A 24,084-nucleotide genomic window follows, 5' to 3' on the forward strand; every position below is an offset into this window, starting at 1 on the left:
ATAGAAACCGAGGACACTAGGTTTTCTGTTACCGTCGGCGCGTGGCCTACTTCAGCGACGGCGCCCGATGGATCGAGCCGCACGAGGAGACCGTGCCCGAGGCCGGCTCGCGGCCCGCGCATCTGCTGCGCGGCACGGCCGAGCTCGACCGGCCGGTCACTGCGGCGGTGGTCACGGCGACCGCGCACGGCGTCTACGAGCTCTTCGTCAACGGCGAGCGGGTCGGCGATCAGGAGCTCACCCCGGGCTTCACCGCCTACCGCAGTCGCCTGCAGGTGCAGACCTGGGATGTCGCGGCGCTCCTCCGCCCCGGTGAGAACGTCGTCGCGGCGATCCTGAGCGACGGGTGGTTCCGCGGGCGGCATGGTTTCGAGCGGCATGCCGACGGCTTCGGCACCCGCACGGCCTTCATCGCCGAGCTCACGGTGACCCACGACGACGGCTCGGCGACGACCGCATCGACGGGGTCGGCGTGGCGCTCGCACCCCGGCCACATCCTGCGGGCCGACCTCATGGACGGACAGGGCGTCGACTTCCGGCTGCTCGACCCGGACTGGGCCCGCCCGGGCGGCGGTGAGGACGGCTGGTGGCCCGTGGGCATCGGCGAAGGCGGGCTCTACGACGACGCCGCGAGGTTCATCGCCGAGGAGTCGGCGCCCGTCCGCCGCATGGAGGAGCTCGCGCCCGTCTCGCTCAGCCGGCCGAAGCCCGGCACGGTCGTCGTCGACTTCGGCCAGAACATCAACGGGTGGGTGCGGCTCTCGCGCCTCGGGGCGGCGGGGGTGCGGACCGTGCTGACCCACGGCGAGGTGCTCGGCGCCGGGGGCGAGGTGAGCACCGAGAACATCCGCGCGTTCGACTTCGCGGCGCGGACGCCGCTGCCCGCCGGCCAGGTCGACGAGGTCATCTCGGCCGGGCGCGACGGCGATGTGTTCGAGCCCCGTCACACCACTCACGGCTTCCGGTACGTGCAGCTCGACGGAGCCCCGGACGACCTCGAGCCCGCCGATCTGCGCGCCGTCGTCGTGCACACCGACCTCACGCGTGTCGGCACCTTCCGCTCGAGCGACCCGCGGCTCGACGCCCTCCACGAGGCGACCATGTGGAGCCTGCGCGACAACGCGTGCGACATCCCGACCGACTGCCCGCAGCGCGAGCGCTCGGGCTTCACGGGCGACTGGCAGATCTTCGTCGCGACAGCTGCGCAGCTCTACGACGTGCGAGCCTTCTCGGAGAAGTGGCTGCGCGATCTCGCGGTCGACCAGTGGGACGACGGCCGCGTGCCGACGATCGTGCCCAGCCCCGCCGGCAACGGACCCTCCGGACGCTGGCTCGACGACATGTCGGCGGGCTCCGCGGGCTGGGGCGACGCGGCGGTCATCGTGCCGTGGGAGCTGTGGCGCGCGTACGGCGACCTCGACGCGCTGCGTCGCGCACTGCCGGCCGCCGTGCGGTGGGTCGACTTCGCCGCCGGGGCGGCGGCCGGGGCGCGGCATCCGGATCGCGCCGCTGTGCGGCCCGTGCCCGCTGAGCACGAGGACTCGCTCTGGGACACCGGCTTCCACTTCGGAGAGTGGCTCGAGCCGGGCGTCGCGCCCAACCCCGACCCGAGCGTCGACCACGGCATCGTCGCGACGGCGTTCCTGCACCGCTCGGCGACACTGCTGGCACGGATGCTGCGCCTCGCCGCCGACGATCGGGCCGACCGCTACGCACGCATCGCCGACCGCGCCGCGCATGCCTGGCGCGCCGAGTACCTCGCGCCCGACGGCACGATCGCCGAGGAGTCGCAGGCGAACTACGCCCGCGCTCTCGCGTTCGGGCTCATCCCCGCCGACCTCCGCCCTGCGGCGGCCGACCGGCTCGCCGCGCTCGTCGGTCAGAACGGCGGACGACTCACCACCGGCTTCCTCAGCACGGGCCAGCTGCTCCCGGCATTGGCCGAGGAGGGGCTCGTCGACGAGGCGTTCGCTCTGCTGTTCTCCACCGGCATCCCGTCGTGGCTCGAGATGGTCGACCGCGGTGCGACGACCGTGTGGGAGTGGTGGGACGGCGTCGACGAGGGCGACGTGCGCGGATCGCTCAACCACTACAGCAAGGGCGCCGTCGTGTCGTTCCTGTACGAGTGGATCGCCGGCATCCGTCTTCCCGCCGATCCCGCCGACGGCGAGGCGGCGTACCGCCGCGTCACGATCGCCCCGCACGTCGGCGGAGGCCTGACGCACGCTTCGGCGACGATCGACACCCCGAGCGGACCGGTCGCGTCGGCGTGGCGCCTCGAGGACGGCGTCTTCCGGATCGACGTCACGGTGCCGGACGGCACCGTCGCGCAGGTGCGTCTTCCCGACGGCACGACCTCGGTGCTATGCGGAGGCTCGGCCTCTTACGCCTGCTCCGTCGACGACCGGGCGTAGCCGTCCAGGGATCAGGCGGCGCGCAGTCGCACCGAGATGTCGTCGGCCGTCGCGCGAAGCCGCTCGAGGAGGGGTCCGCGCAGAGAGGCGAGGTCGTGGCGGGTCGTGGCGACGGCGATGTTGATCGCCGCGACCGGGCGAGGGTCGCGCCCGAACACCGGCACCGAGACCGACCGCAGCCCCGCGGCGACCTCCTCGTCCTGCACGGCGTAGCCCTGCGCGCGGATCGGCGCGAGGCGCTGCTCGAGCTCATCGACGGAGCCCGCCGCGTTGGGCCCGGCATCCGCCCGGAAGACATGGCGGGCCAGGGTCTCCCGCAGCTCGTCGGGGGAGAGGTAGGAGAGCAGAAGCTTGCCCATCGAGGTGTAGGGGGCGGGCAGCGTCGACCCCACCTGGATGTTCGCGGTCACGAGGTCCTGGTTGCGCAGCCGTGCGAGATAGAGCACCTCGTCGCCGCGGAGCACGCCCAGATTGACGGTCTCCCCGGTCTGCTCGGCCAGGTGGCGCAGTGGCTGCTCACTCAGCTGCACGAGGCTCGAGCCGCGCAGCGCGGCCGAGCCGAGCGTGAGCACGGCGACGCCCGGCTGAAGCGATCCGTCGGTGGAGCGCTCGATGAAGCCCTCCTCCTCAAGCGTCGCCACCACACGGAACGCGGTGGGCATCGGGATGCCGGTGCGGTCGCAGATCTCGCGCAGCTTGAGGCTCGTCGTCGACTCGTCGAAGAGCCGCAGCACGTCGAGGCCCTTCGCGAGCGCCTCGATGCGGTAGCGGTTCGCGGGCTTGGAAGCCTCGTCGCCGCCGTCGGCGTCGGCCGGCACAGGGGCTTTCATGGTGCGAAACCGTATCCGGGCAGGGCGCTCAGCGCAAACCTAGACACGGAAGACCCGCAGCTGCAGGGCGAGGGTCGAGTAGTAGCCGACGAGCGTCGTGAGCTCGAAGACCACCGGCGTGCCGAGGGCGGCGGCCGCGGCATCCCATTCTTCGTCCGTCAGGTCGCCGTCCAGAAGAGCCGTCACCGTGCGCCCCACGACCCGCTCGTCGTCGGGCAGGCCGTCGACGCGCTGGTCGCCGAGGGCCAGGATCTCGTCGTCGGTGAGCCCCGCCGCCCGTCCGACGGGTTCGTGCGCGGAGCGCTCGAACGCCGAGTCCCACCGCGCGGCGACCAGGAGGATCGCGATCTCGCGAGCCCGGTCGGACAGCGAGGTGCGATATCGCAGCGCGGCGCCGACCTCCTGCAGGGCTGCGCCGACGGACGGCGACTGCAGCAGAGCGTTGAACGGGCCGGTGAGCGACCCGTCCGGGTGAGTGAGCGCGAAGTGCTGCGGACCGGAGCCACGGGGTCCTCCCGTGATCGCGTCGTAGAGCGTGCGCTGCTCGGCGTCTAGGGCCGAGGGAGGAAGCAGAGGGATGCGCGGCACGGCTGGCCTCCTTCGTGGAACGGCGCGAATTGACAGGACCCGCTCCATCAGCATACATTCATCAAGCGAAAGTTAGTTTCATCGAATGAAGTGCAAGGAGGCGCGGATGTCCGGCACCGCCCATGCTCCCCTCGAGGTCCAGGCGAACACCGACTGGCTGGGGCTGCGCGGAGCGCGCGTCGTCGTCGCCGGCGCGGGCGGCATCGGAGGCGCGTGTGCGCTCGCCTACGCCGCCGCCGGGGCATCCGTCGTCGTCGTCGACCGGGATGCTGCCGCGCTCGCGGCCCTCGCGTCGGCGCCGGGCACTGCGGCAGCCGAGCGGTTCGAAACGATCGCGGCAGACCTGTCCGGGCACGGATCGGGGGAGCGCGTCATCGCCGAGGCGGTCGAGCGACTCGGCGGCATCGACGTGCTGCTGCACGCCGTCGGCATCAACGACCGCCGCCCGATCCTCGAGTTCACCGAGGACGAGTGGGAGCGCGTCATGCGCATCAACCTCTTCACCCTCTTCGGCCTCGCCCAGGCCGCCGGCCGCCGGATGGTCGAGCAGGGCCACGGGCGAGTGCTGGCGCTCTCGAGCGTCTCGGGCCTGCTCGCCCACCATTCGCATGGGCCGTACGCGGCGTCCAAGGGCGGCATCAACCAGCTGCTCCGCGTGATGGCGCGCGAGTGGGCGGCATCCGGTGTCACCGTCAACGCGCTCGCGCCCGGCTACATCGAGACTCCGCTGACCGCCGGGCACCTGTCGAAGCCCGGCAAGCGGGAGGAGCTCGAGAGCCTCGTTCCCGCGGGCCGGCTCGGCACGCCCGACGAGCTCACGGGCCCCGCACTCTTCCTGTCGTCGCGTCATGCGGGCTTCATCACGGGCCACATCATGTACATCGACGGCGGACGCACACTGGTCTGATCAAGAGAAGGGATCGACGGATGACGCAGATCTTCCCCCGCTTCGCGGGCAAGACGGTGCTCGTCACGGGCGCCGGCACGGGCTTCGGCGCCGAGGTCGCGGTGCGCGCCGCGCAGGAGGGCGCGAGGGTCGCCGTGCACTACCGCTCGTCGAAGGCGGGCGCCGAGGCGACGCTGCAGCGCATCCGCGAGGCGGGCAGCGACGGCATCCTCGTGCAGGGCGATATCGGCTCGTGGGCCGAGATCAAGCGCATGGCCGACGAGGTGTGGGAGGCGTTCGGCGTGCTCGACGTGCTCGTCAACAACGTCGGCGACGTCTCGAGCGAGCAGATGTCGTGGCGCGACCTCACGCAGGAGGCCCTCGACGCGGTCGTCGACGTCGACGTCAAGGGGACGCTCCTCATGACTCACGAGTTCGGCGAGCGGATGCTCGAGCAGGGCCACGGCAACATCATCAACGTCGGCTCGACGGTCATCGTGCGCGGGTCGCCTCGGGCTCCGCAGTACGCCGCGGCGAAGTACGCGATCCTCGGCATCACGAAGTCGTACGCCAAGGTGCTCGCTCCCGCCGTGCGGGTCAACACGTTCGCGCCTGGCTTCATGGAGACCGAGCGGCTGCTGCAGCGCGAGGACTGGAAGTCGGGCCGCCGCGAGGTGCTCATCTCGCAGACGCCGATGGGCCACATCCCGCCACCCGAGTTCGTCGCGGGCACGTGCCTGTGGCTCGCGACCGACGAGTCGGCGCATCTGACCGGCGGCTACCTGCTCGCCGACGGCGGCTTCAACATGGTCGGCGCGTAGGCGTCCGCTCCTTCGACACGCTCAGGAACCTGGAGAGACACACATGAAACTCATCACCTTCGACGGCGGCCGCGTCGGCCGCCTTGAGCTCGAAGAAGGCACCGTCATCGAACTCGACGTGCCCTCGACGCGCGAGTACTTCGAGCGCGGCGGCGACGTTCGCGAGACGGGCGAGCGGCTGAACTACGCCGACGTGAAGCTCGAGGCGCCCATCCGCCCCAAGAAGTTCTTCCACACGGCGGGCAACTTCGCCGACCACCACAACGAGCTCACGGCCGTCGACTGGTCGCACCCCGTGCACAAGGGCATCGTGTTCTTCCAGAACCTCGACGCGATCATCGGCCCCGACGACGACATCGTCTACCCCGAGGGCCTGACGAAGGAGCTCGACTACGAGCTCGAGCTTGCGATCGTGATCGGCAAGTCGGGCAAGTTCTTCGGACCGGACGAGGCTGAGGACTACATCGCCGGCTTCACGGTCTTCAACGACATCACGGCGCGGGACATCCAGCGCAAGGAGATGGAGTCCGGCGTCTTCTCGTTCTCCAAGGGCATCGACACCTTCTGCCCCATCGGGCCGTGGATCGTCACGAAGGACGAGATCCCCGACATGCACAACCTCGCGATGCAGCTGCGTGTCAACGGCGAGGTGCGTCAGCAGGGCAGCACCAACCAGACCCGCATCCGCTGGCCGCACCTCGTGGCCTACCACTCGCCGCAGGTCTACAGCGCCGGCGACCTCATCACGACCGGCACCATCTCGGGCGTCGCGGCCGTGCAGCAGAACCCGTTCGACTTCTACCTCCAGCCCGGCGACGTCGTCGAGGCCGAGATCGAGGGCGTCGGCATCCTGCGCAACACGGTCATCTCTTGGGAGGAGCGCTACGGCGAGCCCGCACCCCAGAGGGTCGACTGGTGAGGATCGCCGCTCTCGCGGGCCGGCTCGTGCTCGTCGGGCCGGACGGAACGGCGACGGATGCCGCGACCGCCTCCGACGGGCGGTTCGGCCCCGATCCCATGTCGGCCTTCGCCGACTGGGACGCGTTCCGGGCGTGGGCGGCCGACGTCTCGGACCCGGGCGTGACCCTCGACCGCGCCGAGCTCGGCCCACCCGTCCCGCGGCCGCCGCAGGTCTTCGCGATCGGCGTGAACTACCGCGAGCACGCCGACGAGGCCGGCTACCCACCCAACAGCCTCCCCGTGACGTTCACGAAGTTCCCCTCGAGCCTCACGGGGCCCGAGGCCACCGTGACGCTCCCCGAGGGCAACGTCGACTGGGAGGTCGAGCTCGTCGTCGCGATCGGCAGGGGCGGCCACGGCATCCGTCGCGAAGAAGCCTGGCAGCACGTCGCGGGCCTCACGATCGGCCAGGACCTCTCGGAGCGGGTCGCGCAGCTCGAGGGCACTCGTCCGCAGTTCAGCCTCGCGAAGTCGCACCCCGGCTTCTCTCCCACCGGTCCGTGGCTCGTCACGCCCGACGAGTTCGCCGACCCCGCTGATCTCGCGATCTCGTGCGCGCTCGACGGCGAGACCCTGCAGGACTCGCGCACGTCGCGCATGATCTACGACATCCCCGAGCTCATCTTCCGGCTGTCGGCGGTCGTGACCCTCCTGCCCGGAGACCTCATCTTCACCGGCACTCCGTCGGGCATCGGGAACGCACGCACGCCGAAGCGGTTCATCCACGCGGGCGAGGTGCTCACCTCCGAGATCGAGGGCATCGGGTCTCTGACGACCCGGTTCGCGTGATGGTGCGTTCGACTCTGCCGATCCGGCCCGCGTGCCGGGTCGTCATCGACAACGACTGGGCGGGTGACCCCGACGGACTCGTCGCGCTCGCGCATCACCTCCTGTCGCCCTCGAATGAGTTGCGGGCGGTGACATCGTCGTCGCTCAACACCGTTTTCGGACCGAACGACGGCGCCGCCGATCGCGGCGCCGAGTTCGCGCGCGAGCTCGTGGACCTGTGCGGGGTGACGGTCGCGGTCGTCGCGGGACCGGATGCCTCGTTCACCGGCATCCGGCGCGCCAATTCCGCCGCAGATGCGATCGTCGCGGAAGCCGACCGGGACGACCCGCTGCCGCTCTACGTCGTGTGCGCCGGACCGCTCACCAACGTCGCCGACGCGCTGCTGGCGCGCCCCGACCTCGCCGACGACGTCGTCCTCGTGTGGGTCGGCGGCACGACGGAGCCGGGCGGCTGGGAGTACAACCGGGCGACGGATGAGGATGCCGCCGCCTTCGTGCTCGGCACGTCGGCGCGCGTCATCCAGTACCCCCTCGAGTCGTATCGGCGGGCCCGCATCTCGGTTGCAGAGCTCGAGCACGACCTCGTGAGCACGGGCTCCGTCGGTGCTTGGCTGTGGCGGCGCTTCATCGAGCTGCCGCTCCCGCCCGGGGTCTTAGTCGGTGAGGTCTGGGCGCTCGGCGACAGCCTTCCCGTGCTCGTGACGGCCCTCGGCCGGTCGTCGTTCGAGGAGCTCTCGACCGAACCGGGCGTCCGGGAGGTCGACGCCGACGACGTGCGCCTGCTCGTCGGAGACCTGCTGGCCAAGCTCCGCCGCCACGCTGCATCCGCCTGACCCGGCCCGCCGGCCCCGCCACATCGTCGGAGATCGCCGCAACGTCGGGGCGACTCGCCGCGAGCCGGCCCGACGTTGAGGTGATCTCCGACGCTGCGGCGAGGCGCAGCAGCGCGTCAGCGCGAGCGCACGGCCTCGACCATGAGGGCGAGCGTCGCCTCGGCCGCGGGCTCGCCGACCATGTTGAGGAACCCGTGCACGGCGCCCCGCTGCCGCACGAGACGCACGTCGACGCCGGCGAGGGCGAGCTCGGCGGCGAAGGATTCCGCGCTCGGTCGCAGGCTGTCGCGATCGGCGGTGACGAGGAGTGTCGGAGGCAGCCCCACGACGTCGTGGCCGCCCGCGAAGGCGTAGCCGTGCTCGTCGGCCGCGGGGTCGGGCAGGTAGTTGCTGTTGAGCGCCTCACGCGTCTCGGGCGTGAAGATCAGGAAGGGCGGCAGGTCGTCGAGGATCGCCTGCAGCTCGGCGTTGGGGGCGAGGATCCCGTCGTGCACCGACGCGTAGATGAGGGCCAGGATGCTGGGCACCGTCGTCGCGCGGTCGCGCAGACGCATCGCGGCTCCCGCCGCGAGGTTGCCGCCCGCGCTCGCCCCGCCGAGCGCCACCCGGCTCGGATCGGCGCCGAACTCCGCGGCGTGGGCGACCGCCCAGTCGAACGCAGCCACGACCTGGAGAGAGGCGACGGGGAAGCGCGCACGCGGGCCCGCCGCGTCGGCCTCGGCGCGCAGCTGCTCCGGCGACGGCACCGGCGCGTCGGGAGGAGGGGGTCCCAGGGACTCGAGCGCGTCCAGCGGGGCGAGCGTGTAGTCCACGGAGACGACCGTGATGCCCTGCTCGCTGAGGCGCCGGCCGACCTGGTCGGCCTCGGGCATCTCGAGGGTGCCGAACATGAACGCTCCGCCGTGCATCCACGCGAGCATCGCCCCGTTCGGCTCCGCCGCCGGATACACGCGCACGCGGAAGTCGAAGCCGCCGCCCTCGAGGGCGACATCGTGGGTCTCGGTCATCTGTGATCCTCTCGCGTCAGCGCGCCGTCACGCGCGCGACGAAGTCCAGGGCCGGGTCGAACACGCGGCGCGTGTCGTCCAGGCCCTGCCAGAAGTGCTTGGCGCCGGTCACCGCGCGGAAGTCGACGTCGGCGCCGGCTGCCTCGAGCGCGTGCGCCAGACCCTCGCTCTGTGCGAAGGGCACATGCTCGTCGGCGGTGCCGTGGGCGATGTGGAAGGGCGGCGCATCCGCGTGAACCTGATGCACCGGACTCGCCATGCGCGCCGCGTCAGGGCGCGTCACCGCCGGCCCGCCGATCCACCGCGCCTCGCGGGTGTCTTCGGGCGCCTCGCCGGTGTCGTGCTCCGCCATCGTGAACAGGTCGGCGGGCCCGAACCAGTCGACGACGCCCGCGACGTCCGTGCGGCGCAGCCCCGTGAGTGCGGCGAGGGTGCCTCCGGCCGAGACGCCCCAGATGACGAGGCGGGAGGCATCCATCCCGTACTCCTCCGCGTGTGCGTGCAGCCACGCGATCGCGGCGTCGACGTCGTCGAGCTGCGCCGGGAAGCGTGCCTCGCCGCTCAGACGGTACTCGCACGACGCGACGGCGAAGCCCGCCGCCACGATGCGATCGAACGAGTCGGAGGCCGGGATGCCGGGGGTGAACACCTTCCGGCTGCCGCGGAGGAACCCGCCACCGTGCAGGAACACGACGACGGGCGCCCCCGCCACGTCGGTAGTGCGAAGGTCGAGCGACAGCGGGCGATACCCCTCCGGCTGCGCGACATCGACCTCGACGAACGTCGGCACGATCCGTCAGTCGCGGAACTGGAACTCGGGCATGAACTGCGTCCAGTACTTCTCGCCCGCCGCGCGCAGGACGCTGAAGTCGGGCACGTAGACGCCCTGCGGCTCGGTGGCATCGGTCTTCTGCCCGATGGCGTGGAAGAAGCGCTCGAAGCCGGCCGTGCCGCAGCCGAAGACCTTCGTGGTGTTGTCGATGCGGAACGCGTGCACGATGTTCGCGGGCACGAAGGCGAAGTCGCCTGTCGTCAGGGTCGTGCGCGAGTGGTAGTCGGCCTCGTCGTCCATCCACACCGTGATCTCACCGTCGACGACATAGAAGATCTCGTGCGTCCTCAGGTGACGATGGGCGGGGATGCGGTCGCCCTTGGGTGCTTTCATAGTCCAGGCGCCGTACTGGTCGTCGGTCTCGTCGCCCGTGAGCAAGATCTCAAAAAGCTGGTCGAAGACGAGCGACTTCTCGCCTTGGCCCTCACCCAGCACGAACGGCTGGGGGGATGCCGGAAGGATGCCGGCGAAGGGAGCCTTGTCGGCGTCGACAGCGGGGAAAAGGGTCATGCTTACCTCCTTGTGAAGCAGTGGGTGCCGTTAGGCAGACGGAATCGTCGGGGCATTCCGACGGGGGTCCGGTTCCTCAAGTCTTCGGCCTGGCGGGGGAGGAAGGAAGTTCGACCTCCCTACTCGGCATTAGCCTGGGGCTAAGATCGCGGCATGGATGTCCCGATCCACGTCATCCGGTACTTCTGCGTGCTCGCGGAGGAGTTGCACTTCGGTCGCGCCGCGGAGCGGCTCAGCATCACGCCGCCGTCGCTGAGCCAGCAGATCAGCCGGCTCGAGCAGCAGTTCGGGGTGAAGCTGTTCGACCGCAGCCCGCGCAAGGTCGAGCTCACGGCCTACGGGCGCGAGCTGCTGCCGCTCGCCCGGCGCCTGCAGGACGACCACGATCAGGTCATCTCGTGGGGGAGGTCGGTGCGCCGCGACCTCGAGGCGCCCTTCCTCCGCGTGGGGGTCGTCGCAGCCGGGGCAGGGCACCTCACCACGGCCGCGATCGCGACAACCCTGCAGAAGGAGCCCAGCGCGCGGATCGAGATGCGGCGGCTCGGATTCTTCGACGTCGCCGACGACCTCGAGGCGGGGCGTGTCGACGTCGTCTTCGCCCCGTGGCCGATGCGGCTCCCTCCGCGCGTGCGCATCGAGCCGCTGTGGCGCGAGCCGCGGGTGCTGGTGGTGCCGGTCGATCATCGCTTCGCGGAGCGCGAGTCGATCTCGATCCTCGAGACGACCGACGAGGTGTTCGTCGCCGCGGGAGGCGGGCTGCCCGAGGTCGTGGACTGGTGGCTCGTCGATCCGCGTCCGGACGGATCGCGTCCGCGTCGCGGGCCCACTGCCGACAGCGTCGAGGGCCTCCTGGAGCTCGTCGCCGCAGGCGCGGGGGTCAACATCGCGGGGGAGTCGGCGAGCCGGCACTATCGCCGCGACGAGCTCGCGTACGTCCGCATCGACGACATCGAGCCCGCCACGATCATGCTCTGCAGCATCTCCGACACCCGCAACCCCATGGTGCAGGTGTTTCGCGAGACCGCCCTCGAGCTCTCCCCGCTCGTCGGCGCGGCGATGCACCCCGATTAGGTCCACGCCCTCGTCGGCGCGGCGATGCACCCCGATGCGGTCGCCGCCCTCCGCCGGGGTCAGGCCGCCGCAGCCTTCGCCTCCGCGCGCAGCCGCTGCCAGATCTCGCGGCGCCGTGCCTGCTCGTCGGGATCGGGCACCGGCGAGGCCGCCATCAGCACGCGGGTGTACTCGCTCTTCGGGTCGCGGATGACCTCGCGCGTCGGCCCCTGCTCCATGACCTTGCCGCGGTAGAGCACGACCACGCGCTGGGCGAGGAACTCCACGACCGCCATGTCGTGCGCGATGAAGAGATAGCCGAGGTCGGCGCCGGTGCGCAGCTCGGCGAGGAGATTGAGCACCTGCGCCTGCGTGGACAGGTCGAGCGCGCTCACCGCCTCGTCGCACACGACGAGCCGCGGATCGGTCACGAGCGCCCGGGCGATCGCGATGCGCTGGCGTTGCCCACCGGAGAACTGGCGCGGGTAGCGGTCGAACGAGCCGGGCGGCAGGCCCACCGAGGCAAGCGCCTCGTTGGCCCGCTGCACGCGCCGGGCCCGCGCGACGCCGGCCACGCGAAGCGGCTCGGTGAGGGCGTCGCCGATGACCCGCCGGGGGTTCAGCGACGAGAACGGATCCTGGAAGACCGCGCGCAGGTCGCCCTGCAGCGCCCTCCGCTCGGCGACGCTCGCGCGGGTGATGTCGCGTCCCTCGAAGAGGATCTGCCCTTCGGTCGCGGGGATGAGCCCGAGGATCGCGCGTCCGATCGTCGTCTTGCCCGACCCGGACTCGCCGACCAGGCCCAGGGTCTCCCCGCGCGCGATCGTGAAGGAGACGTCGTCGACCGCGGCGGGGCCCTTCTTGCCGTAGCGGACGACGAGATTGCGCACCTCCAGGAGCGGAGCCTCCGTCGCTCGATGTGCCGATGCCTCGTGCGCGCTCATCGTGATCCTCCCGCCGTAACGGGGGCCCGCCATTCGTCCTGACGCCCCCGCACCTCGTCGCGGCGCACGCATCGCACGCCGCCCTCGCCTTCGGCCCGGGGCTCGAGCGGCACCGTGACGAGGCATTCGTCGCGGGCGAACCTGCAGCGCTCCGCGAACCGGCATCCCGTCGTCCACGATCCGGGCAGCGGCACCTGACCGGGGATCGACGCGAGGCGCGGCGTGCCCTCGAGGTCGAGGATCGCGTGCGGGTCGGCGGAGAGCAGCGCCATCGTATACGGATGCTCCGGCCGCAGCAGCACGTCGCGCACCGCGCCCGTCTCGACGATCTCTCCCGCGTACATGACCGACACGTCGTCGCAGATGTCGGCGACGACCCCGAGGTCGTGCGTCACGAGGATGACAGACATCCCGCGCTCGGCGACGAGGCCGCGCAGCAGCGCGAGGATCTCGGCCTGGATCGTGACGTCCAGGGCCGTCGTCGGCTCGTCCGCGACGAGCAGGCTGGGGGTGCCGCTGAGCGCCAGGGCGATCGCGACGCGCTGCGCCATGCCGCCGGAGATCTGGTGCGGGTAGCTCTTGAGCACCCGCGGAGGGTCGACGATCCCGACGTCGGTGAGAAGCTGGGCCGCGATGCGCTTGGCGTCGGCGGAGCCGACGCGGCGCAGGCGCTTGATGGCGGCGGTGAGCTGCCACCCGACAGTGAACATGGGGTCGAGGGCGCGCGTTGGCTCCTGCGAGATGAATGCGATCTCGTGTCCGCGCACCTTCTGAAGGGTCTTCTCACCCGCGGCCGCGAGGTCTGAGCCCTGCCAGCCGATGCGTCCGGAGCGCACCGAGAGGCCCGGTGCGAGCAGCCCGAGGAGCGCGTACGAGGTGACGCTCTTGCCGCATCCGGACTCGCCGACGAGGCCCATGACGGTGCCCGGCCGCACGCGCAGCGACACGCCGGTCACGAGCGCAGGCCCGCCGTCCACGCCGATCACGAGGTCCTGAACGACCAGACCTCGACCGTCGTCGATCACCTCCGCACCGGGGAGCGCCGGTCCGGAGGTGGGCTCGTCGGCGCCGTCATCGGGCAGGCTCGCCACCGCGATGACCTCGGCGGGGCCCTCGGCGGCGAACATCGGGTCGGCGTTGGAGCCGGGGTACGAGGCATCCCCGATCATGTTGAGCGATTCGGGAGCCGGCTCGTCGAGGCGCCCTGCCACGGGCAGGTCGTCGGCCACGGCGGATGCCGCGATCTCGGCGGGTGCGGTCGCGGAACGGCGCCGTCGCAGGGCCACGAGCGGGGGCGGCACGGCCGTGCCACCGGCGAGGACATCGGCCAGGGTGTTCGCCGCGATGAGCGTCAGGGCCAGGATGCCGCCCGTCGGCACCATCATCCAGGGCTGCTGGAAGATGAAGCGCGACGCGGTCTGGATCATCCCGCCCCACGTCGGCTCGGGCGGCTGCGGCCCGAGGCCGATGAAGGCGAGGGCGGCCTGCATGCCGATGCCCACGCCGAACAGCAGGACGAACTGCACGATGACGGTCGTCGACATGTTCGGCAGGACGTGGCGGATGCTGGCGCTCATGGGGCGCACGCCGTCGATCGCGGCCGCCTCGACGTAGAGCTGGGTGTGCAGCGACTTCGCCTGGCCGAAGAAGATCTTGTAGATCGCGCCGAACAGGAGGAGGCCGAACGCCGCCATGACGAGCGGCATGTTCGTCCCCACGGCCGCGATGAAGGCCAGGATGATGACGGTTCCCGGAAGCGACAGCACGATCTCGCTGATCTGGTTCATGACGCCTTCGCCGCGACGGCTGCGCGATGCCCAGAGGGTGATCGGAATCGTCACGACGATCGCGATGATCGGCACGATCAGGCCGATGAAGATCGTCGGCGCGGCGGCGGTCACCAGACGCGACAGGATGTCGCGGCCGAGTTCGTCGGTTCCGAGCAGGTGGGCGAGCGACGGACCCTGGAGCACAGCCGAGAGGTCCTGTTCGAGCGGTCCGTAGCGCAGCCAGAGCGGCGAGGTGAGCGAGGCCAGCACCAGGCCGACGAGCCACACGATCGAGATGACGGCGGCCGGTGAGCGCAGGACGCGCAGGCGCAGCTTCCGCTCGGTGCGGCGCGGGCGGACGATGGAGGTCGTCGAGACGGTCATGAGGCACGCAGCTTCGGGTCGAGGATTCGATTGAGCAGCTCGATGACGATGTTCACGAGCACGACGACGACGGTCGCCACGAGCACGAGGGCCTGCACGAAGGGCAGGTCGGCCGAGCCGACCGCGCCCTGCATGGCCTGGCCGATGCCCGGGAGGGCGAAGAGCACCTCGATGACGACCGAGCCGCTGAACAGCACGATGAACTGCACGGCGACGCTCGCCAGGATCGGCAGGCTCGCGCCGCGGAGGGCGTGCACGTAGATGATGCGATTGGTGGGGGTGCCGACGGCGCGGAGCGTGCGGATGTGCTCCTGCGAGAGGGACTCCGACATCGAGGCCCGCGTCTGGCGCGCGATGCCGGCGGCCGAGGTGATGGCGATCGTGATGACGGGGAGCACGAGCGAGCGAGCCCACAGCTGCGGATCGGTGGTGAAGGGCACGAAGCCCGTCGCGGGGAGGAGGCGCAGCTGCACCGCGAAGACGTAGACGAGGAGCACGCCGACCCAGAAGACCGGGACGGAGAGCAGGATGCCCGAGGTCGCGGTGATCGCGCGATCCACCGCCCCGCGCCGCACCGCCGCGACGACGCCCATCACGATGCCGACGACGGCGCTCAGCAGCGTGCCGAAGACGGCGAGGGCCGCGGTGACCGGGAGCCGCTTGGCGATGTCGGGGCCGATGGGGCGCCCGTCGATGAGCGAGACGCCGAGGTTGCCCTGCAGCACCTGGCCCACCCAGTCGACGTACTGGACGATCCACGGCTGGTACCAGCCGAGCTGCTCGTTGTAGGCGTACACCTCTTCGGGTGTCGCCGAGTTGCCCAGGGCGACGCCGCCCGGCGTCGAGCCGGACAGATGCACGAGCACGAACGCGATCCAGGTCGCCACGATGAGCGTCACGATCGCGAAGGCGACTCTCTTGACGATGAAGATGACCATGTCTGTCTCCGACTGCCGCGTGGTGGGGGGCGGGGGGGGGCCGCCCCCCCCCCCGCCCGAAGGTGCCGCCGGGGGTCGGCCGGCACCACGCAGTCGATCAGGATGCGGGTGTGAACGACGCCAGCAGGGGAAGGAGTCCGAACCCGGGAAGGTGGGCTCCTTGAGCTTCGACGTGTTGTACGCCCACGGCGAGAGCTGCTCGTAGAGCGGGATGAGCCATCCCGTCTCGACGATCGTCTTGTTGAGGTCCTGCAGGGCCGCGGCCTCCTTCTCGGCGTCGCCGCCGGCTGCCGCCACGGCACCGGCCGCCGCCTGGAGCTGCGGGTTCTCGGCGTTGTGGAAGTTCGCGAACCCGAACAGGGCGCCGAACACGTTGCCGGCAGGGTTCGACCAGGTGAACGGGATCGGGCCGCCCATCGGGTCGGTCTGCACCGCGGCGAACTGCTCCTCGGTGGTGGCGGCGTTCTTGAGCGTCACGTCGACCCCGATCTCCTTCCAGTACTTCTGGAGCGCCTCGAGGTCGCGCTGGCTCGCGGACGAGATCGTGAAGTCGAACGAGAAGCCGTCGGGGTAGCCTGCGTCGGCGAGGAGCTTCTTGGCCTCTTCGGGGTCGTACTTGTAGTCCTTCTCCAGCTCGGGAAGGTAGCCGGGGTTGTCCTTCGGGAGGGCGTTCGCCGTCGGCACCTCACCGGGGTGCACGGCCTTGACGTATTCATCGCGGTTGATCGCGATCGACAGCGCCTTCCACACGTTCGGGTCGCCCCACTGGGGTGCCAGCGAGCCGTTCTTGTCGAACGGGATGAGGTTCTGGATGACGCCGCCGTTGGCGACGAGGCCGATGCCGGCCGACTTCACCTGCTCCTGGGTGTCGGAGGTGACGTAGGCGGTGTCGACCTCACCCGAGATCGCGGCGTTCACACGGGCCTGCGGGTCGAGGATCGGCTTGAACTCGTAGCTGTTGAAGGGGTAGTCGCCGCCGCGGGGGTGGTCCTTCTTCTTCGTCAGCAGATAGCTGTTGCCCTTGACGGTCGCGTCGTAGTCGATCGCGAGGGGGCCCGAGCCATCGGCCGTGGCGTCCAGGCTGCCTCGGTCCGCGACACCCTTGGGCCCGACGATGACCCCGGCGGGGAAGACGAGGTTCGCCTCGAATCCGGGCTGCGGCTTGGCGAACGTCAGCGTCACGGTGTCGTCGTCGACCACCGACACATCGGTGATCTCCTGCTGCCCGCCCGAGGCGAACTGGCTGTAGGCGGCGAGATCGGGGTTGCCGCGGGCATCCAGGTTCTGCTTGACGAGGTCGGCGCTCACGGCCGTGCCGTCGTCGAATGTCACGCTCGTGTCGAGGTCGAGCGTGAGCTGGGTGCTGTCGGCGTTGTACTGGAAGTCGGTGACGAGGTCCGGCTTGGGCTTGCCGTCCTGGTCGAGGACGAAGAGCGAGTCGTAGACGCCCTCGAAGAACATGCGCTGGCCGCTGCTATAGCGGACCGGGTCGTAGCCGAGGGGCGCCTGATCGGAATCGAGGCCGATCACGAGCTTCGACGTGTCGGCGCTGCCGCCGGTGCCGCCGCCGCTGCCGTCGGAGCCCGTGCAGGCGCTCAGCGCGAGGGCCGACACGGCCACCGCGGCGAGCGCGGCCAGGGCGCGTGCCGTATGTGAAATGCGAGACATCCTGATCTCCTGTGATCGATGTGCTGTGGAGTGACTGCTCTGTCGCGGGATCGGGTGCGGGTCACGCGATCCTCCCCTTCAGGATGAAGCGCGATTCCTCGCTTGGCCATTCGGACTAGGGCCGCCCCGCGTTAGCCGCGCCCTAACGTGCTCGCGCGGCGGTCACGCGCCGTCGGTCAGAGCGGGGCGACGAGGTGGGCGTTGAGGTCGCGGCGCACACTCTCGGCCATGTCGATCTCGAGACCGCTGAGCCACAGCATCTCGAGGCCCTCGACCATCGCCAGGGCGTTCAGTGCAGCGAGGCGCGGATCGACGCCCGGCTTGAGATCCCCCGCCTCCTGCGCCTCGGAGAAAGCGTGGGTCACGGCATCCGCGATCCGCTCGATCCTGGCGCGGAAGTACTCGTGAGCCGGATGCTGGGGATCGGTCGCCTCCGCCGACAGGATGCGGTACAGCTGCACGACCCCGCGCTGGCGCGCCTGGCGCCGCGAGATCTCGACGAGCTCGGCGAGGAACTCCCGCCCGTGGTGGTCGGCGAGGGCGCCTTCCGCCATCGCGTCACGCTGCTCGAGCACGGCGCGCAGCAGCTCCGGCTTCCCCCCGGAGAAGTGGTGGAGCACGGCGGTCTGGCTGATACCGACCGTGCGCGCGATCTCGTTGACGGAGCTCGCGGAGTAGCCGCTGCGGGCGAAGACATCGAACGCGGCGTCGAGGATCTGCGCACGCCGCATCGCGCTCTTGGCGTACTCGCCTCGGGGACCCGCCATGCGAGGGACGGTACCAGACCGTCTCGAAAATATTGAACGCTTTAACTTTTCGTGTTAGCGTCGGCTCCGCTCCGCATGGGGCGCATCACGCTCGCGAAGGGAGCCCGACGATGGGCGCATTCGATTCCGATTTCCTCTGGGGAGTCGCCACCGCCGGCCACCAGGTCGAGGGCGACAACGTCGACAGCGACATCTGGTTCCTCGAGAACACCGAGCCGTCGCTCTTCCGCGAGCGCAGCGGCCCGGCGTGCCGGAACTACGAGCGGTGGGCGGAGGACCTCGACATCGTCGCCGGCCTGGGCCTGTCCGCCTACCGGTTCTCCGTGGAGTGGTCCCGGGTCGAGCCGTCCCGCGGCGAGGTCTCGCAGGAGGCCCTCGATCACTACGAGCGGATCGTGGACGGATGCCTCGCCCGAGGCCTCGCGCCCGTCGTGACGTACAACCACTTCGTGGCTCCGCACTGGTTCTCCGCCGCGGGCTCGTGGCTCGGCGACGACGCGTCGGCGCTCTTCGCCGCGCAGTGCGCCCGCGTCACCGAGCGATTCGGTGACCGCATCGCGCTCGGGGTGACCTTCAACGAGCCGAACCTCGAGCAGTTCCTGCACTCCAGCGGCCGCCTGCCCGGCTTCCTCGAGGGCGTCAAGACCGACATGCTCTCCGCCGCGGCGGCCCGCGCCGGCAGCGACCGCTACTTCGCCGGCAACGTCATCCCCGCCGCTCTCCAGGCGGAGTTCCAGGACGCGCAGACGCGCGCGCACCGCGAGGCGAAGGCCGCGATCAAGGCGGTCCGTGCCGACCTGCCCGTCGGCCTGTCGATCGCGATCGCCGACGAGGTCGCCGTCGTCGGCGGTGAGGAGCGCCGGGACGCCAAGCGCGCCGTCGCCTACGACCACTGGCTGCGCGTCGCCGCCGCCGACGATTTCATCGGCGTGCAGAACTACGAGCGCATCGTGCACGGGCCCGACGGCGAGGTCATCGCGGAGGGACCGGTCAACGGCATGGGCACCGTCATCGAACCCGGCTCGCTGGCCGGCGCCGTGCGCTACGCCCACGAGGTCTCGGGCGTTCCCGTGCTCGTCTCGGAGCACGGCATCCAGACCGATGACGACACGCAGCGCGCCGCGTTCATCCCTGCCGCGCTCGACCTCCTCTCGGACGAGATCGCGGCGGGCGTGCCGGTGCTCGGCTACTGCCACTGGACGCTCATGGACAACTTCGAGTGGATCTTCGGCTACGGACCCAAGCTCGGCCTGTTCTCCGTCGACCGCGTCACCTTCGAACGCACCGCCAAGCCGAGCGCGGCCGTGTACTCCGACTACGTCCGTGACGAGCGGGGCCTCGGAGACTGACCGGACTGCCTTCCCGCGGGCTGCGCGGGTCGGGCACACTCGGGAGTGGCCGCACCCGACAGAGGAGTCACCGTGACCGCTCGTTCGCCTCAGGACCTCCGCAGCGCGGCCGATCTCCTCGCGCTCGACGACGACTTCGCCGACGCCGAGCGCCAGGTGCGTGACACGGTCCGCGACTTCGTCGACCGCCGCATCCGCCCCCACATCGCCCGGTGGTTCGAGGACGCCGTCTTCCCCGTCGAGCTCGTCCCCGAGCTCGCCGAGCTCGGCCTCCTCGGCATGCACCTCGAGGGCTACGGCTGCGCGGGGCGCTCCGCGGTCGAGTACGGGCTCGCGATGCAGGAGCTGGAGGCGGGCGACTCCGGCATCCGCACGTTCGTCTCGGTGCAGGGGTCGCTCGCGATGTCGGCGATCCACAAGCACGGCTCCGAGGCCCAGAAGCGGGCGTGGCTGCCGCGCATGGCACGAGGAGAGGCGATCGGATGCTTCGCCCTCACCGAGCCGACCGCGGGCTCCGATCCGTCGAGCATGGCCACGACGGCCCGCCTCGACGGCGGCGAATGGGTGCTGAACGGCGCCAAGCGCTGGATCGGCCTGGCGTCGATCGCCGAGATCGCAGTCGTGTGGGCGAAGACGGACGAGGGGATCCGGGGATTCCTCGTCCCCACCTCGACCCCGGGCTTCAGCGCCACGCCGATCGCGCCGAAGCTCTCGATGCGCGCGTCGGTGCAGTGCGACATCGCCCTCGACGACGTGCGCCTGCCCGAGGATGCCGTGCTGCCCGGCGCCGTCGGTCTGCGAGGCCCCTTCTCCTGCCTCAACGAGGCGCGCTACGGCATCGCGTGGGGCGCCGTCGGCGCTGCGCGCGACTGCTTCGAGCAGGCCCTCGGCTATGCGCTCGAGCGCACGCAGTTCGGGACGCCGCTCGCCGGCTACCAGCTCACTCAGCTCAAGCTCGTGGACTGGGCGCTCGAGATCCAGAAGGCCCAGCTGCTCGCCCTGCGGCTCGGCCGGCTGAAGGATGCCGGACGCCTCGAGCCGCACATGATCTCGGCCGCGAAGCTCAACAACACGCGCGCCGCCATCGACATCGCGCGCGACGCGCGCTCGGTGCTCGGCGGCAACGGCATCACCCTCGACTACTCGCCGATGCGTCACGCAGCGAACCTCGAGTCGGTGCGCACGTACGAGGGGACGGACGAGGTGCACACGCTCATCCTCGGACAGCGGATCACGGGCATACCGGCCTTTCGGGCGTGATCGTTCGTGCAACCTCAGGGTTGCTTGTCGGGGAAGGTTGTGCAACTCTGGGGTTGCTCAGTTCTGCAACTCAAAAGTTGCAATCAACCCCGAGAGGAACCATCATCATGAGCATGACCGCCAACCCCGAGTCCGTCGTCGACGAGGGACAGTTCGCCGTCCGGCGCAGCATTCGCATCGCAGCCTCCGTCGAGAAGGTGTGGGAGGCCGTGACGGAACCCGCGCACATCTCGCAGTGGTTCGGCATCGCCGAGTTCGCCGGTGCGGGCGCCGGCGCGACCGGCACTCTGACCTTCGAGGGCTACGGGACCATCCCCGTCCGCGTCGAGGCGTTCGACCCGTTCCGCTCGGTGACGTACCGCTGGGGCAACGACGACGCGCTCGGCACGCCGCCGGCCGAGGTCGACCCCGAGCGCTCGACGGCCTTCACCTTCACGCTCGAGCCCGTCGACGGCGGCACGCGGCTGACCGTCGTCGAGAGCGGGTTCGAGAACACCTCCGATCCGCGCGCCAACCTCGAGTCGCACCGCACGGGGTGGAACGAGGAGCTCGACAAGCTGGTCGCCCTGCTCGAGAGCGGCTCATGACGACAGAGACCCTGGTCGCCGTGTTCGCCGCCCTGGGCGACGAGACCCGGTGGAGCATCCTGGCGGCGCTCGGCGAGGGGGATGCCTCGGCGTCCGCCCTCGCCGGGCGCCTGCCCGTCACCCGCCAGGCCATCGCCAAGCACCTCGCCGTGCTCGAGCAGGTCGGGCTCGTCGAGTCGGTGCGGGTCGGCCGCGAGGTGCGGTTCCGGGTCGTCGGCGCCGAGCTGAGCGCGACCGCCCGCCGCCTCGACGCCGTCGGCGCCGAGTGGGACCGCCGCCTCGCCGCCATCAAGCGCATCGCCGAGGGGCTGTAGGGCGCCACTCCGCTGCCGAGCCCGCCGCGGCGCCGCCGGGCTACGACAGCTCGGCAGCCGGCGGGGCGGCCGGCGACTCCCGGCGTGCGCCGGCCCGCTCGACTCCCGCGAGCACGAGCACCGCGAGGCACAGGATGCCGAGCACCGGCGCCGCGACCTCGACGGCGCTCGGCAGGCCGATGCTCGTCGCCAGTGCGCCGGCGCCGATCGCGGCGATCGCCTGGCCGAGGTACGAGAAGAGATACAGGAGCGACAGCGTCGCGCCCCGGTGCTGCGCGGGCGCCGCGCGATTGATGAGACCGAGCCCGCCCGTGAAGGCGAACGAGTAGCCGACGCCGCCGACGAGGCACCACGCGAGCATCGCGATGATCGAGCCGGTCGCGCTCGCGAGCGCCATGATGCCCAGGCCCGCGATGGACACGAGTGCTCCCACGACCACTGCCGTGTGCGCCGGCACCCGGGTGAGCAGGAGCGCGGTCACGCCGATCGTGAGCGATGACGTGCCGAGCAGGATGCCGATGACCAGCGCATCGGTCGTGCCGGTGAGCTGGCGCGCCATGTCGGCGCCGAGAGACAGGAAGATCGCGCCGACGGCGTAGGCGACCGTGACCGACAGGGTCGCGAGGACGAAGGGGCGCAGCATCCCTCCCGGAAGCCGTGGCGCGGCGAATGACCACGACCGGCCGGTCGCGCCGTCGCGCGGCGTGAACCAGTTGAGCGCGAACGTGACGGCGGCGAGGGCGAAGAGCACGCCGAAGCTGACGACGAGGGGCAGCGGAGCGTACTGCGCCAGCACGCCCGAGACGACGAGGGCGGCAGTGAGTCCCGTGGACGTCGACACCGTCGTGAGCGAGCTCGGCAGGCGAGGGTTGGAGGTGAAGTTCTGCTCGACGAGCGCGGCGCTCGCGGCGCCGAGCGCGAAGCCCGTCCCGACGCCCTGCAGCACGCGTCCCGCGAGCAGGAATCCGACGTTGGGTGCGACCGCGAAGACGAGGGCGGATGCCGCGATGAGGGCGACCCCGATGAGGATCGCCCGCCGCCGGCCGATCGTGTCGGAGATGCTGCCGAAGAAGAACAGCACGACGAGGAGTGCGAGGGGATACATGCCGAAGACGAGCGTCGTCACGGCCGGGGTGAGTCCCCACTCGGCGGCGTAGATCGGGTACAGCACGCTCGGGGCGCCGCTCGCCCAGAGGCAGAGCGCGAGGACGAGGGAGGCGGACCAGAAGGCGCCGCGACGGCCGAAGGTCTTCATTCCGCGAGTCTAGCTTGGAAAATCCAACTCAGCGTAGGATGGAGCCATGGAGAAGTCCGAGCCGGTCTGCCAGATCGTCCGCACGCTCGACGTCATCGGCGAGAAGTGGGCGCTGCTGATCGTGCGCAACGCCCTGCGCGGTCAGACGCGCTTCTCGGAGTTCCGCGACGGCCTCGGCGCGCCGAGCGACGTCCTGACCGACCGCCTCGCGAAGCTCGTGGCCCACGGCATCCTCGAGAAGAGCACGTACCGCGAGCCCGGCGAGCGCGCACGGCCCGAGTACCGGCTGACACCCCGTGGCGAGGCTCTGCGTGTCGTGCTCGCGGCGATGATCCAATGGGGCGACGAGTTCAACCCCGCACCGCAGGGCCGCTCGGCGTATCTCGTCGATGCGAAGGACGACCGCCGCCTGCGCGTCGCCTACCTCGACGACAGCGGAGCGGAGGTCGACCGCGGTGAGGTCGCGATCGCGCCCGGACCCGCCGCCACGACGACCTGGGTTTACTGACCCGGCTCAGCGCCGAGGTACTCGATCGCCGTGCGGCGGAAGTCGCGCGAGCCCGGCGCATTGAAGTGGTGGCGCCCTGGGATCTCGAAGAACGTCCCGTTCGGCGTCGCCTCGGCGAGAAGTCTGGACCGCTCGAGGATCGCATCCTCCGACCCGGTCGCGAAGAGGATGGGCTGCTGCGGCGGGTGCGCGAGGTCGGGGTCGCTGTCGCCGAGACGCATGCCCTCGCCGAGTGCGATGAGGGCGCGGAGGTCGTTCGTCTCGACGCGCTCCGCGAGGGTGATGTAGTTCATCGTGACGCGGTCGGTGACGGGGGTGCCGTCATCCGCGTACGCGCGCGCCTGGTCCAGCTGCATGCGCGCGAGCGGACGGCCGTCCGGGATGCCGCCGAGAACGGCCCTCGTCACCCGGTCGCCGCACTCGAGGGCGAACTGCCACCCGACCCGCGCGCCGAGCGAGTAGCCGACGTAGATGGCACTGTCGATGAGGTAGGTGTCGAGCACGATCTGGAGGTCGGCGACGAGAGCGGGCATGGAGTACTGCCGCGGGTCGTGGGGCTTGTCGCTCGCGCCGTGTCCGCGCTGATCGACGCCCAGCACGCGGAAGCCCGCGCGCAGGAGGTCGCGCACCCAGCCGGTGCTCACCCAGTTGTCCTTGCAGCTCGACGCGAAGCCGTGCACGCACAGGACGGTCGGGGCATCCGGGTCCCCCCAGCTGTACGTGGCGATGCGATCGCCTTCCGCGGACATGATGAACGTCGGCGGCGGGACCTCTGTGACGAGCGATGGGATCTCCATCCCACCATCCTCCCGCGCCATCAC

Annotated in this window: 23 protein-coding genes; 12 read left to right on the forward strand and 11 right to left on the reverse strand. The window is 70.8% G+C overall.

Annotation, left to right across the window (positions count from 1 at the left end):
- Positions 1–41 precede the first annotated feature (41 nt).
- Positions 42–2,414, forward strand: coding sequence for a family 78 glycoside hydrolase catalytic domain (locus AAIB33_RS18080; protein ID WP_345801343.1), 2,373 nt, complete (start codon positions 42–44; stop codon positions 2,412–2,414).
- Between the two features lie 11 nt (positions 2,415–2,425).
- Here AAIB33_RS18080 and AAIB33_RS18085 read toward each other — a convergent pair whose 3' ends face one another.
- Entirely contained in the window at positions 2,426–3,244 is an 819-nt protein-coding gene (locus tag AAIB33_RS18085) for an IclR family transcriptional regulator (RefSeq protein ID WP_345801344.1), read from the reverse strand.
- Positions 3,245–3,283: 39 nt separating this feature from the next.
- A complete protein-coding gene (locus AAIB33_RS18090; protein ID WP_345801345.1) occupies positions 3,284–3,832 on the reverse strand; it encodes a carboxymuconolactone decarboxylase family protein in 549 nt (182 codons plus the stop codon).
- Positions 3,833–3,938: 106 nt separating this feature from the next.
- On the opposite strand from AAIB33_RS18090, the gene AAIB33_RS18095 reads away from it, so the two are divergent.
- Genes AAIB33_RS18095 through AAIB33_RS18115 form a run of 5 tightly spaced genes read left to right on the forward strand, consistent with a single transcriptional unit; the run spans position 3,939 to position 8,121 of the window.
- On the forward strand, positions 3,939–4,739 hold the full coding sequence (locus tag AAIB33_RS18095; protein ID WP_345801346.1) for an SDR family oxidoreductase: 801 nt from the start codon (positions 3,939–3,941) through the stop codon (positions 4,737–4,739).
- A gap of 20 nt (positions 4,740–4,759) precedes the next feature.
- Entirely contained in the window at positions 4,760–5,539 is a 780-nt protein-coding gene (locus tag AAIB33_RS18100; protein ID WP_345801347.1) for an SDR family oxidoreductase, read from the forward strand.
- A 43-nt stretch (positions 5,540–5,582) separates the two neighbouring features.
- Positions 5,583–6,458 carry a fumarylacetoacetate hydrolase family protein gene (locus tag AAIB33_RS18105; RefSeq protein ID WP_345801348.1) on the forward strand — a complete coding sequence of 292 codons (876 nt, stop codon included), beginning with the start codon at positions 5,583–5,585 and terminating at the stop codon, positions 6,456–6,458.
- Entirely contained in the window at positions 6,455–7,288 is an 834-nt protein-coding gene (locus tag AAIB33_RS18110; protein WP_345801349.1) for a fumarylacetoacetate hydrolase family protein, read from the forward strand. Before AAIB33_RS18105 ends, AAIB33_RS18110 begins: the two co-directional genes overlap by 4 nt.
- The gene (locus AAIB33_RS18115) at positions 7,288–8,121 is read left to right on the forward strand and encodes a nucleoside hydrolase (protein WP_345801350.1); all 834 of its coding nucleotides are present in this window, start codon (positions 7,288–7,290) and stop codon (positions 8,119–8,121) included. Before AAIB33_RS18110 ends, AAIB33_RS18115 begins: the two co-directional genes overlap by 1 nt.
- A 116-nt stretch (positions 8,122–8,237) precedes the next feature.
- Here AAIB33_RS18115 and AAIB33_RS18120 read toward each other — a convergent pair whose 3' ends face one another.
- From AAIB33_RS18120 to AAIB33_RS18130, 3 genes are read right to left on the reverse strand one after another with little or no spacing between them, the layout of a single operon-like run.
- Complete coding sequence (locus AAIB33_RS18120) at positions 8,238–9,128, reverse strand: alpha/beta hydrolase fold domain-containing protein (protein WP_345801351.1); 891 nt, start codon at positions 9,126–9,128, stop codon at positions 8,238–8,240.
- 16 nt (positions 9,129–9,144) lie between these two features.
- Positions 9,145–9,918 (reverse strand): alpha/beta hydrolase, encoded by a 774-nt coding sequence (locus tag AAIB33_RS18125; protein ID WP_345801352.1) that lies wholly within the window; start codon positions 9,916–9,918, stop codon positions 9,145–9,147.
- Positions 9,919–9,924: 6 nt separating this feature from the next.
- Complete coding sequence (locus AAIB33_RS18130) at positions 9,925–10,470, reverse strand: quercetin 2,3-dioxygenase (protein WP_345801353.1); 546 nt, start codon at positions 10,468–10,470, stop codon at positions 9,925–9,927.
- Between the two features lie 153 nt (positions 10,471–10,623).
- Between AAIB33_RS18130 and AAIB33_RS18135 the strand changes: the two genes are divergently transcribed.
- Positions 10,624–11,541 carry a LysR family transcriptional regulator gene (locus AAIB33_RS18135; RefSeq protein ID WP_345801354.1) on the forward strand — a complete coding sequence of 306 codons (918 nt, stop codon included), beginning with the start codon at positions 10,624–10,626 and terminating at the stop codon, positions 11,539–11,541.
- Positions 11,542–11,600: 59 nt separating this feature from the next.
- Here the strand turns inward: AAIB33_RS18135 and AAIB33_RS18140 are convergent, their stop codons facing one another.
- From AAIB33_RS18140 to AAIB33_RS18155, 4 genes are all read right to left on the reverse strand, one after another.
- Positions 11,601–12,464 (reverse strand): ATP-binding cassette domain-containing protein, encoded by an 864-nt coding sequence (locus tag AAIB33_RS18140; RefSeq protein ID WP_345801355.1) that lies wholly within the window; start codon positions 12,462–12,464, stop codon positions 11,601–11,603.
- Positions 12,461–14,617 carry a dipeptide/oligopeptide/nickel ABC transporter permease/ATP-binding protein gene (locus tag AAIB33_RS18145; RefSeq protein WP_345801356.1) on the reverse strand — a complete coding sequence of 719 codons (2,157 nt, stop codon included), beginning with the start codon at positions 14,615–14,617 and terminating at the stop codon, positions 12,461–12,463. The genes AAIB33_RS18140 and AAIB33_RS18145 overlap by 4 nt, the downstream gene beginning before the upstream one ends.
- Positions 14,614–17,223, reverse strand: coding sequence for an ABC transporter substrate-binding protein (locus AAIB33_RS18150; protein ID WP_345801357.1), 2,610 nt, complete (start codon positions 17,221–17,223; stop codon positions 14,614–14,616). The genes AAIB33_RS18145 and AAIB33_RS18150 overlap by 4 nt, the downstream gene beginning before the upstream one ends.
- Positions 17,224–17,399: 176 nt before the next feature.
- Positions 17,400–17,990 (reverse strand): helix-turn-helix domain-containing protein, encoded by a 591-nt coding sequence (locus tag AAIB33_RS18155; RefSeq protein ID WP_345801358.1) that lies wholly within the window; start codon positions 17,988–17,990, stop codon positions 17,400–17,402.
- A 110-nt stretch (positions 17,991–18,100) separates the two neighbouring features.
- Between AAIB33_RS18155 and AAIB33_RS18160 the strand changes: the two genes are divergently transcribed.
- The 4 genes from AAIB33_RS18160 (at position 18,101) to AAIB33_RS18175 (ending at position 21,500) form a co-directional block, all read left to right on the forward strand.
- Positions 18,101–19,339: a family 1 glycosylhydrolase gene (locus AAIB33_RS18160; protein ID WP_345801359.1), complete on the forward strand. Its 1,239-nt coding sequence runs from the start codon at positions 18,101–18,103 to the stop codon at positions 19,337–19,339.
- A 72-nt stretch (positions 19,340–19,411) separates the two neighbouring features.
- The gene (locus tag AAIB33_RS18165; RefSeq protein ID WP_345801360.1) at positions 19,412–20,599 is read left to right on the forward strand and encodes an acyl-CoA dehydrogenase family protein; all 1,188 of its coding nucleotides are present in this window, start codon (positions 19,412–19,414) and stop codon (positions 20,597–20,599) included.
- A gap of 107 nt (positions 20,600–20,706) precedes the next feature.
- Positions 20,707–21,186, forward strand: a complete 480-nt coding sequence (locus AAIB33_RS18170) for an SRPBCC domain-containing protein (RefSeq protein ID WP_345801361.1) — start codon at positions 20,707–20,709, stop codon at positions 21,184–21,186.
- Positions 21,183–21,500, forward strand: coding sequence for a metalloregulator ArsR/SmtB family transcription factor (locus AAIB33_RS18175; RefSeq protein WP_345801362.1), 318 nt, complete (start codon positions 21,183–21,185; stop codon positions 21,498–21,500). The genes AAIB33_RS18170 and AAIB33_RS18175 overlap by 4 nt, the downstream gene beginning before the upstream one ends.
- Positions 21,501–21,540: 40 nt before the next feature.
- On the opposite strand, the gene AAIB33_RS18180 is transcribed toward AAIB33_RS18175, so the two are convergent.
- Positions 21,541–22,755 carry an MFS transporter gene (locus tag AAIB33_RS18180; protein ID WP_345801363.1) on the reverse strand — a complete coding sequence of 405 codons (1,215 nt, stop codon included), beginning with the start codon at positions 22,753–22,755 and terminating at the stop codon, positions 21,541–21,543.
- Positions 22,756–22,801: 46 nt separating this feature from the next.
- Here AAIB33_RS18180 and AAIB33_RS18185 point away from each other — a divergent pair, with 46 nt between their 5' ends.
- Positions 22,802–23,263: a helix-turn-helix domain-containing protein gene (locus tag AAIB33_RS18185; protein WP_345801364.1), complete on the forward strand. Its 462-nt coding sequence runs from the start codon at positions 22,802–22,804 to the stop codon at positions 23,261–23,263.
- Here the strand turns inward: AAIB33_RS18185 and AAIB33_RS18190 are convergent.
- On the reverse strand, positions 23,257–24,060 hold the full coding sequence (locus AAIB33_RS18190) for an alpha/beta fold hydrolase (RefSeq protein WP_345801365.1): 804 nt from the start codon (positions 24,058–24,060) through the stop codon (positions 23,257–23,259). The two genes, AAIB33_RS18185 and AAIB33_RS18190, sit on opposite strands and share 7 nt — an antisense overlap.
- Positions 24,061–24,084: the final 24 nt, after the last annotated feature.

It is taken from the genome of Microbacterium sp. AZCO, assembly GCF_039614715.1.
Lineage (GTDB): Bacteria > Actinomycetota > Actinomycetes > Actinomycetales > Microbacteriaceae > Microbacterium.

Excerpts from the sequence above, each read along its gene's own strand:
- AAIB33_RS18085 (WP_345801344.1), bottom strand. The coding sequence starts at position 3,244 with ATGAAAGCCCCTGTGCCGGCCGACGCCGACGGCGGCGACGAGGCTTCC.
- AAIB33_RS18095 (WP_345801346.1), top strand. The coding sequence starts at position 3,939 with ATGTCCGGCACCGCCCATGCTCCCCTCGAGGTCCAGGCGAACACCGAC.
- AAIB33_RS18100 (WP_345801347.1), top strand. The coding sequence starts at position 4,760 with ATGACGCAGATCTTCCCCCGCTTCGCGGGCAAGACGGTGCTCGTCACG.
- AAIB33_RS18105 (WP_345801348.1), top strand. The coding sequence starts at position 5,583 with ATGAAACTCATCACCTTCGACGGCGGCCGCGTCGGCCGCCTTGAGCTC.
- AAIB33_RS18115 (WP_345801350.1), top strand. The coding sequence starts at position 7,288 with ATGGTGCGTTCGACTCTGCCGATCCGGCCCGCGTGCCGGGTCGTCATC.
- AAIB33_RS18120 (WP_345801351.1), bottom strand. The coding sequence starts at position 9,128 with ATGACCGAGACCCACGATGTCGCCCTCGAGGGCGGCGGCTTCGACTTC.
- AAIB33_RS18130 (WP_345801353.1), bottom strand. The coding sequence starts at position 10,470 with ATGACCCTTTTCCCCGCTGTCGACGCCGACAAGGCTCCCTTCGCCGGC.
- AAIB33_RS18135 (WP_345801354.1), top strand. The coding sequence starts at position 10,624 with ATGGATGTCCCGATCCACGTCATCCGGTACTTCTGCGTGCTCGCGGAG.
- AAIB33_RS18140 (WP_345801355.1), bottom strand. The coding sequence starts at position 12,464 with ATGAGCGCGCACGAGGCATCGGCACATCGAGCGACGGAGGCTCCGCTC.
- AAIB33_RS18145 (WP_345801356.1), bottom strand. The coding sequence starts at position 14,617 with ATGACCGTCTCGACGACCTCCATCGTCCGCCCGCGCCGCACCGAGCGG.
- AAIB33_RS18150 (WP_345801357.1), bottom strand. The coding sequence starts at position 17,223 with ATGTCTCGCATTTCACATACGGCACGCGCCCTGGCCGCGCTCGCCGCG.
- AAIB33_RS18155 (WP_345801358.1), bottom strand. The coding sequence starts at position 17,990 with ATGGCGGGTCCCCGAGGCGAGTACGCCAAGAGCGCGATGCGGCGTGCG.
- AAIB33_RS18160 (WP_345801359.1), top strand. The coding sequence starts at position 18,101 with ATGGGCGCATTCGATTCCGATTTCCTCTGGGGAGTCGCCACCGCCGGC.
- AAIB33_RS18170 (WP_345801361.1), top strand. The coding sequence starts at position 20,707 with ATGAGCATGACCGCCAACCCCGAGTCCGTCGTCGACGAGGGACAGTTC.
- AAIB33_RS18175 (WP_345801362.1), top strand. The coding sequence starts at position 21,183 with ATGACGACAGAGACCCTGGTCGCCGTGTTCGCCGCCCTGGGCGACGAG.
- AAIB33_RS18180 (WP_345801363.1), bottom strand. The coding sequence starts at position 22,755 with ATGAAGACCTTCGGCCGTCGCGGCGCCTTCTGGTCCGCCTCCCTCGTC.
- AAIB33_RS18185 (WP_345801364.1), top strand. The coding sequence starts at position 22,802 with ATGGAGAAGTCCGAGCCGGTCTGCCAGATCGTCCGCACGCTCGACGTC.
- AAIB33_RS18190 (WP_345801365.1), bottom strand. The coding sequence starts at position 24,060 with ATGGAGATCCCATCGCTCGTCACAGAGGTCCCGCCGCCGACGTTCATC.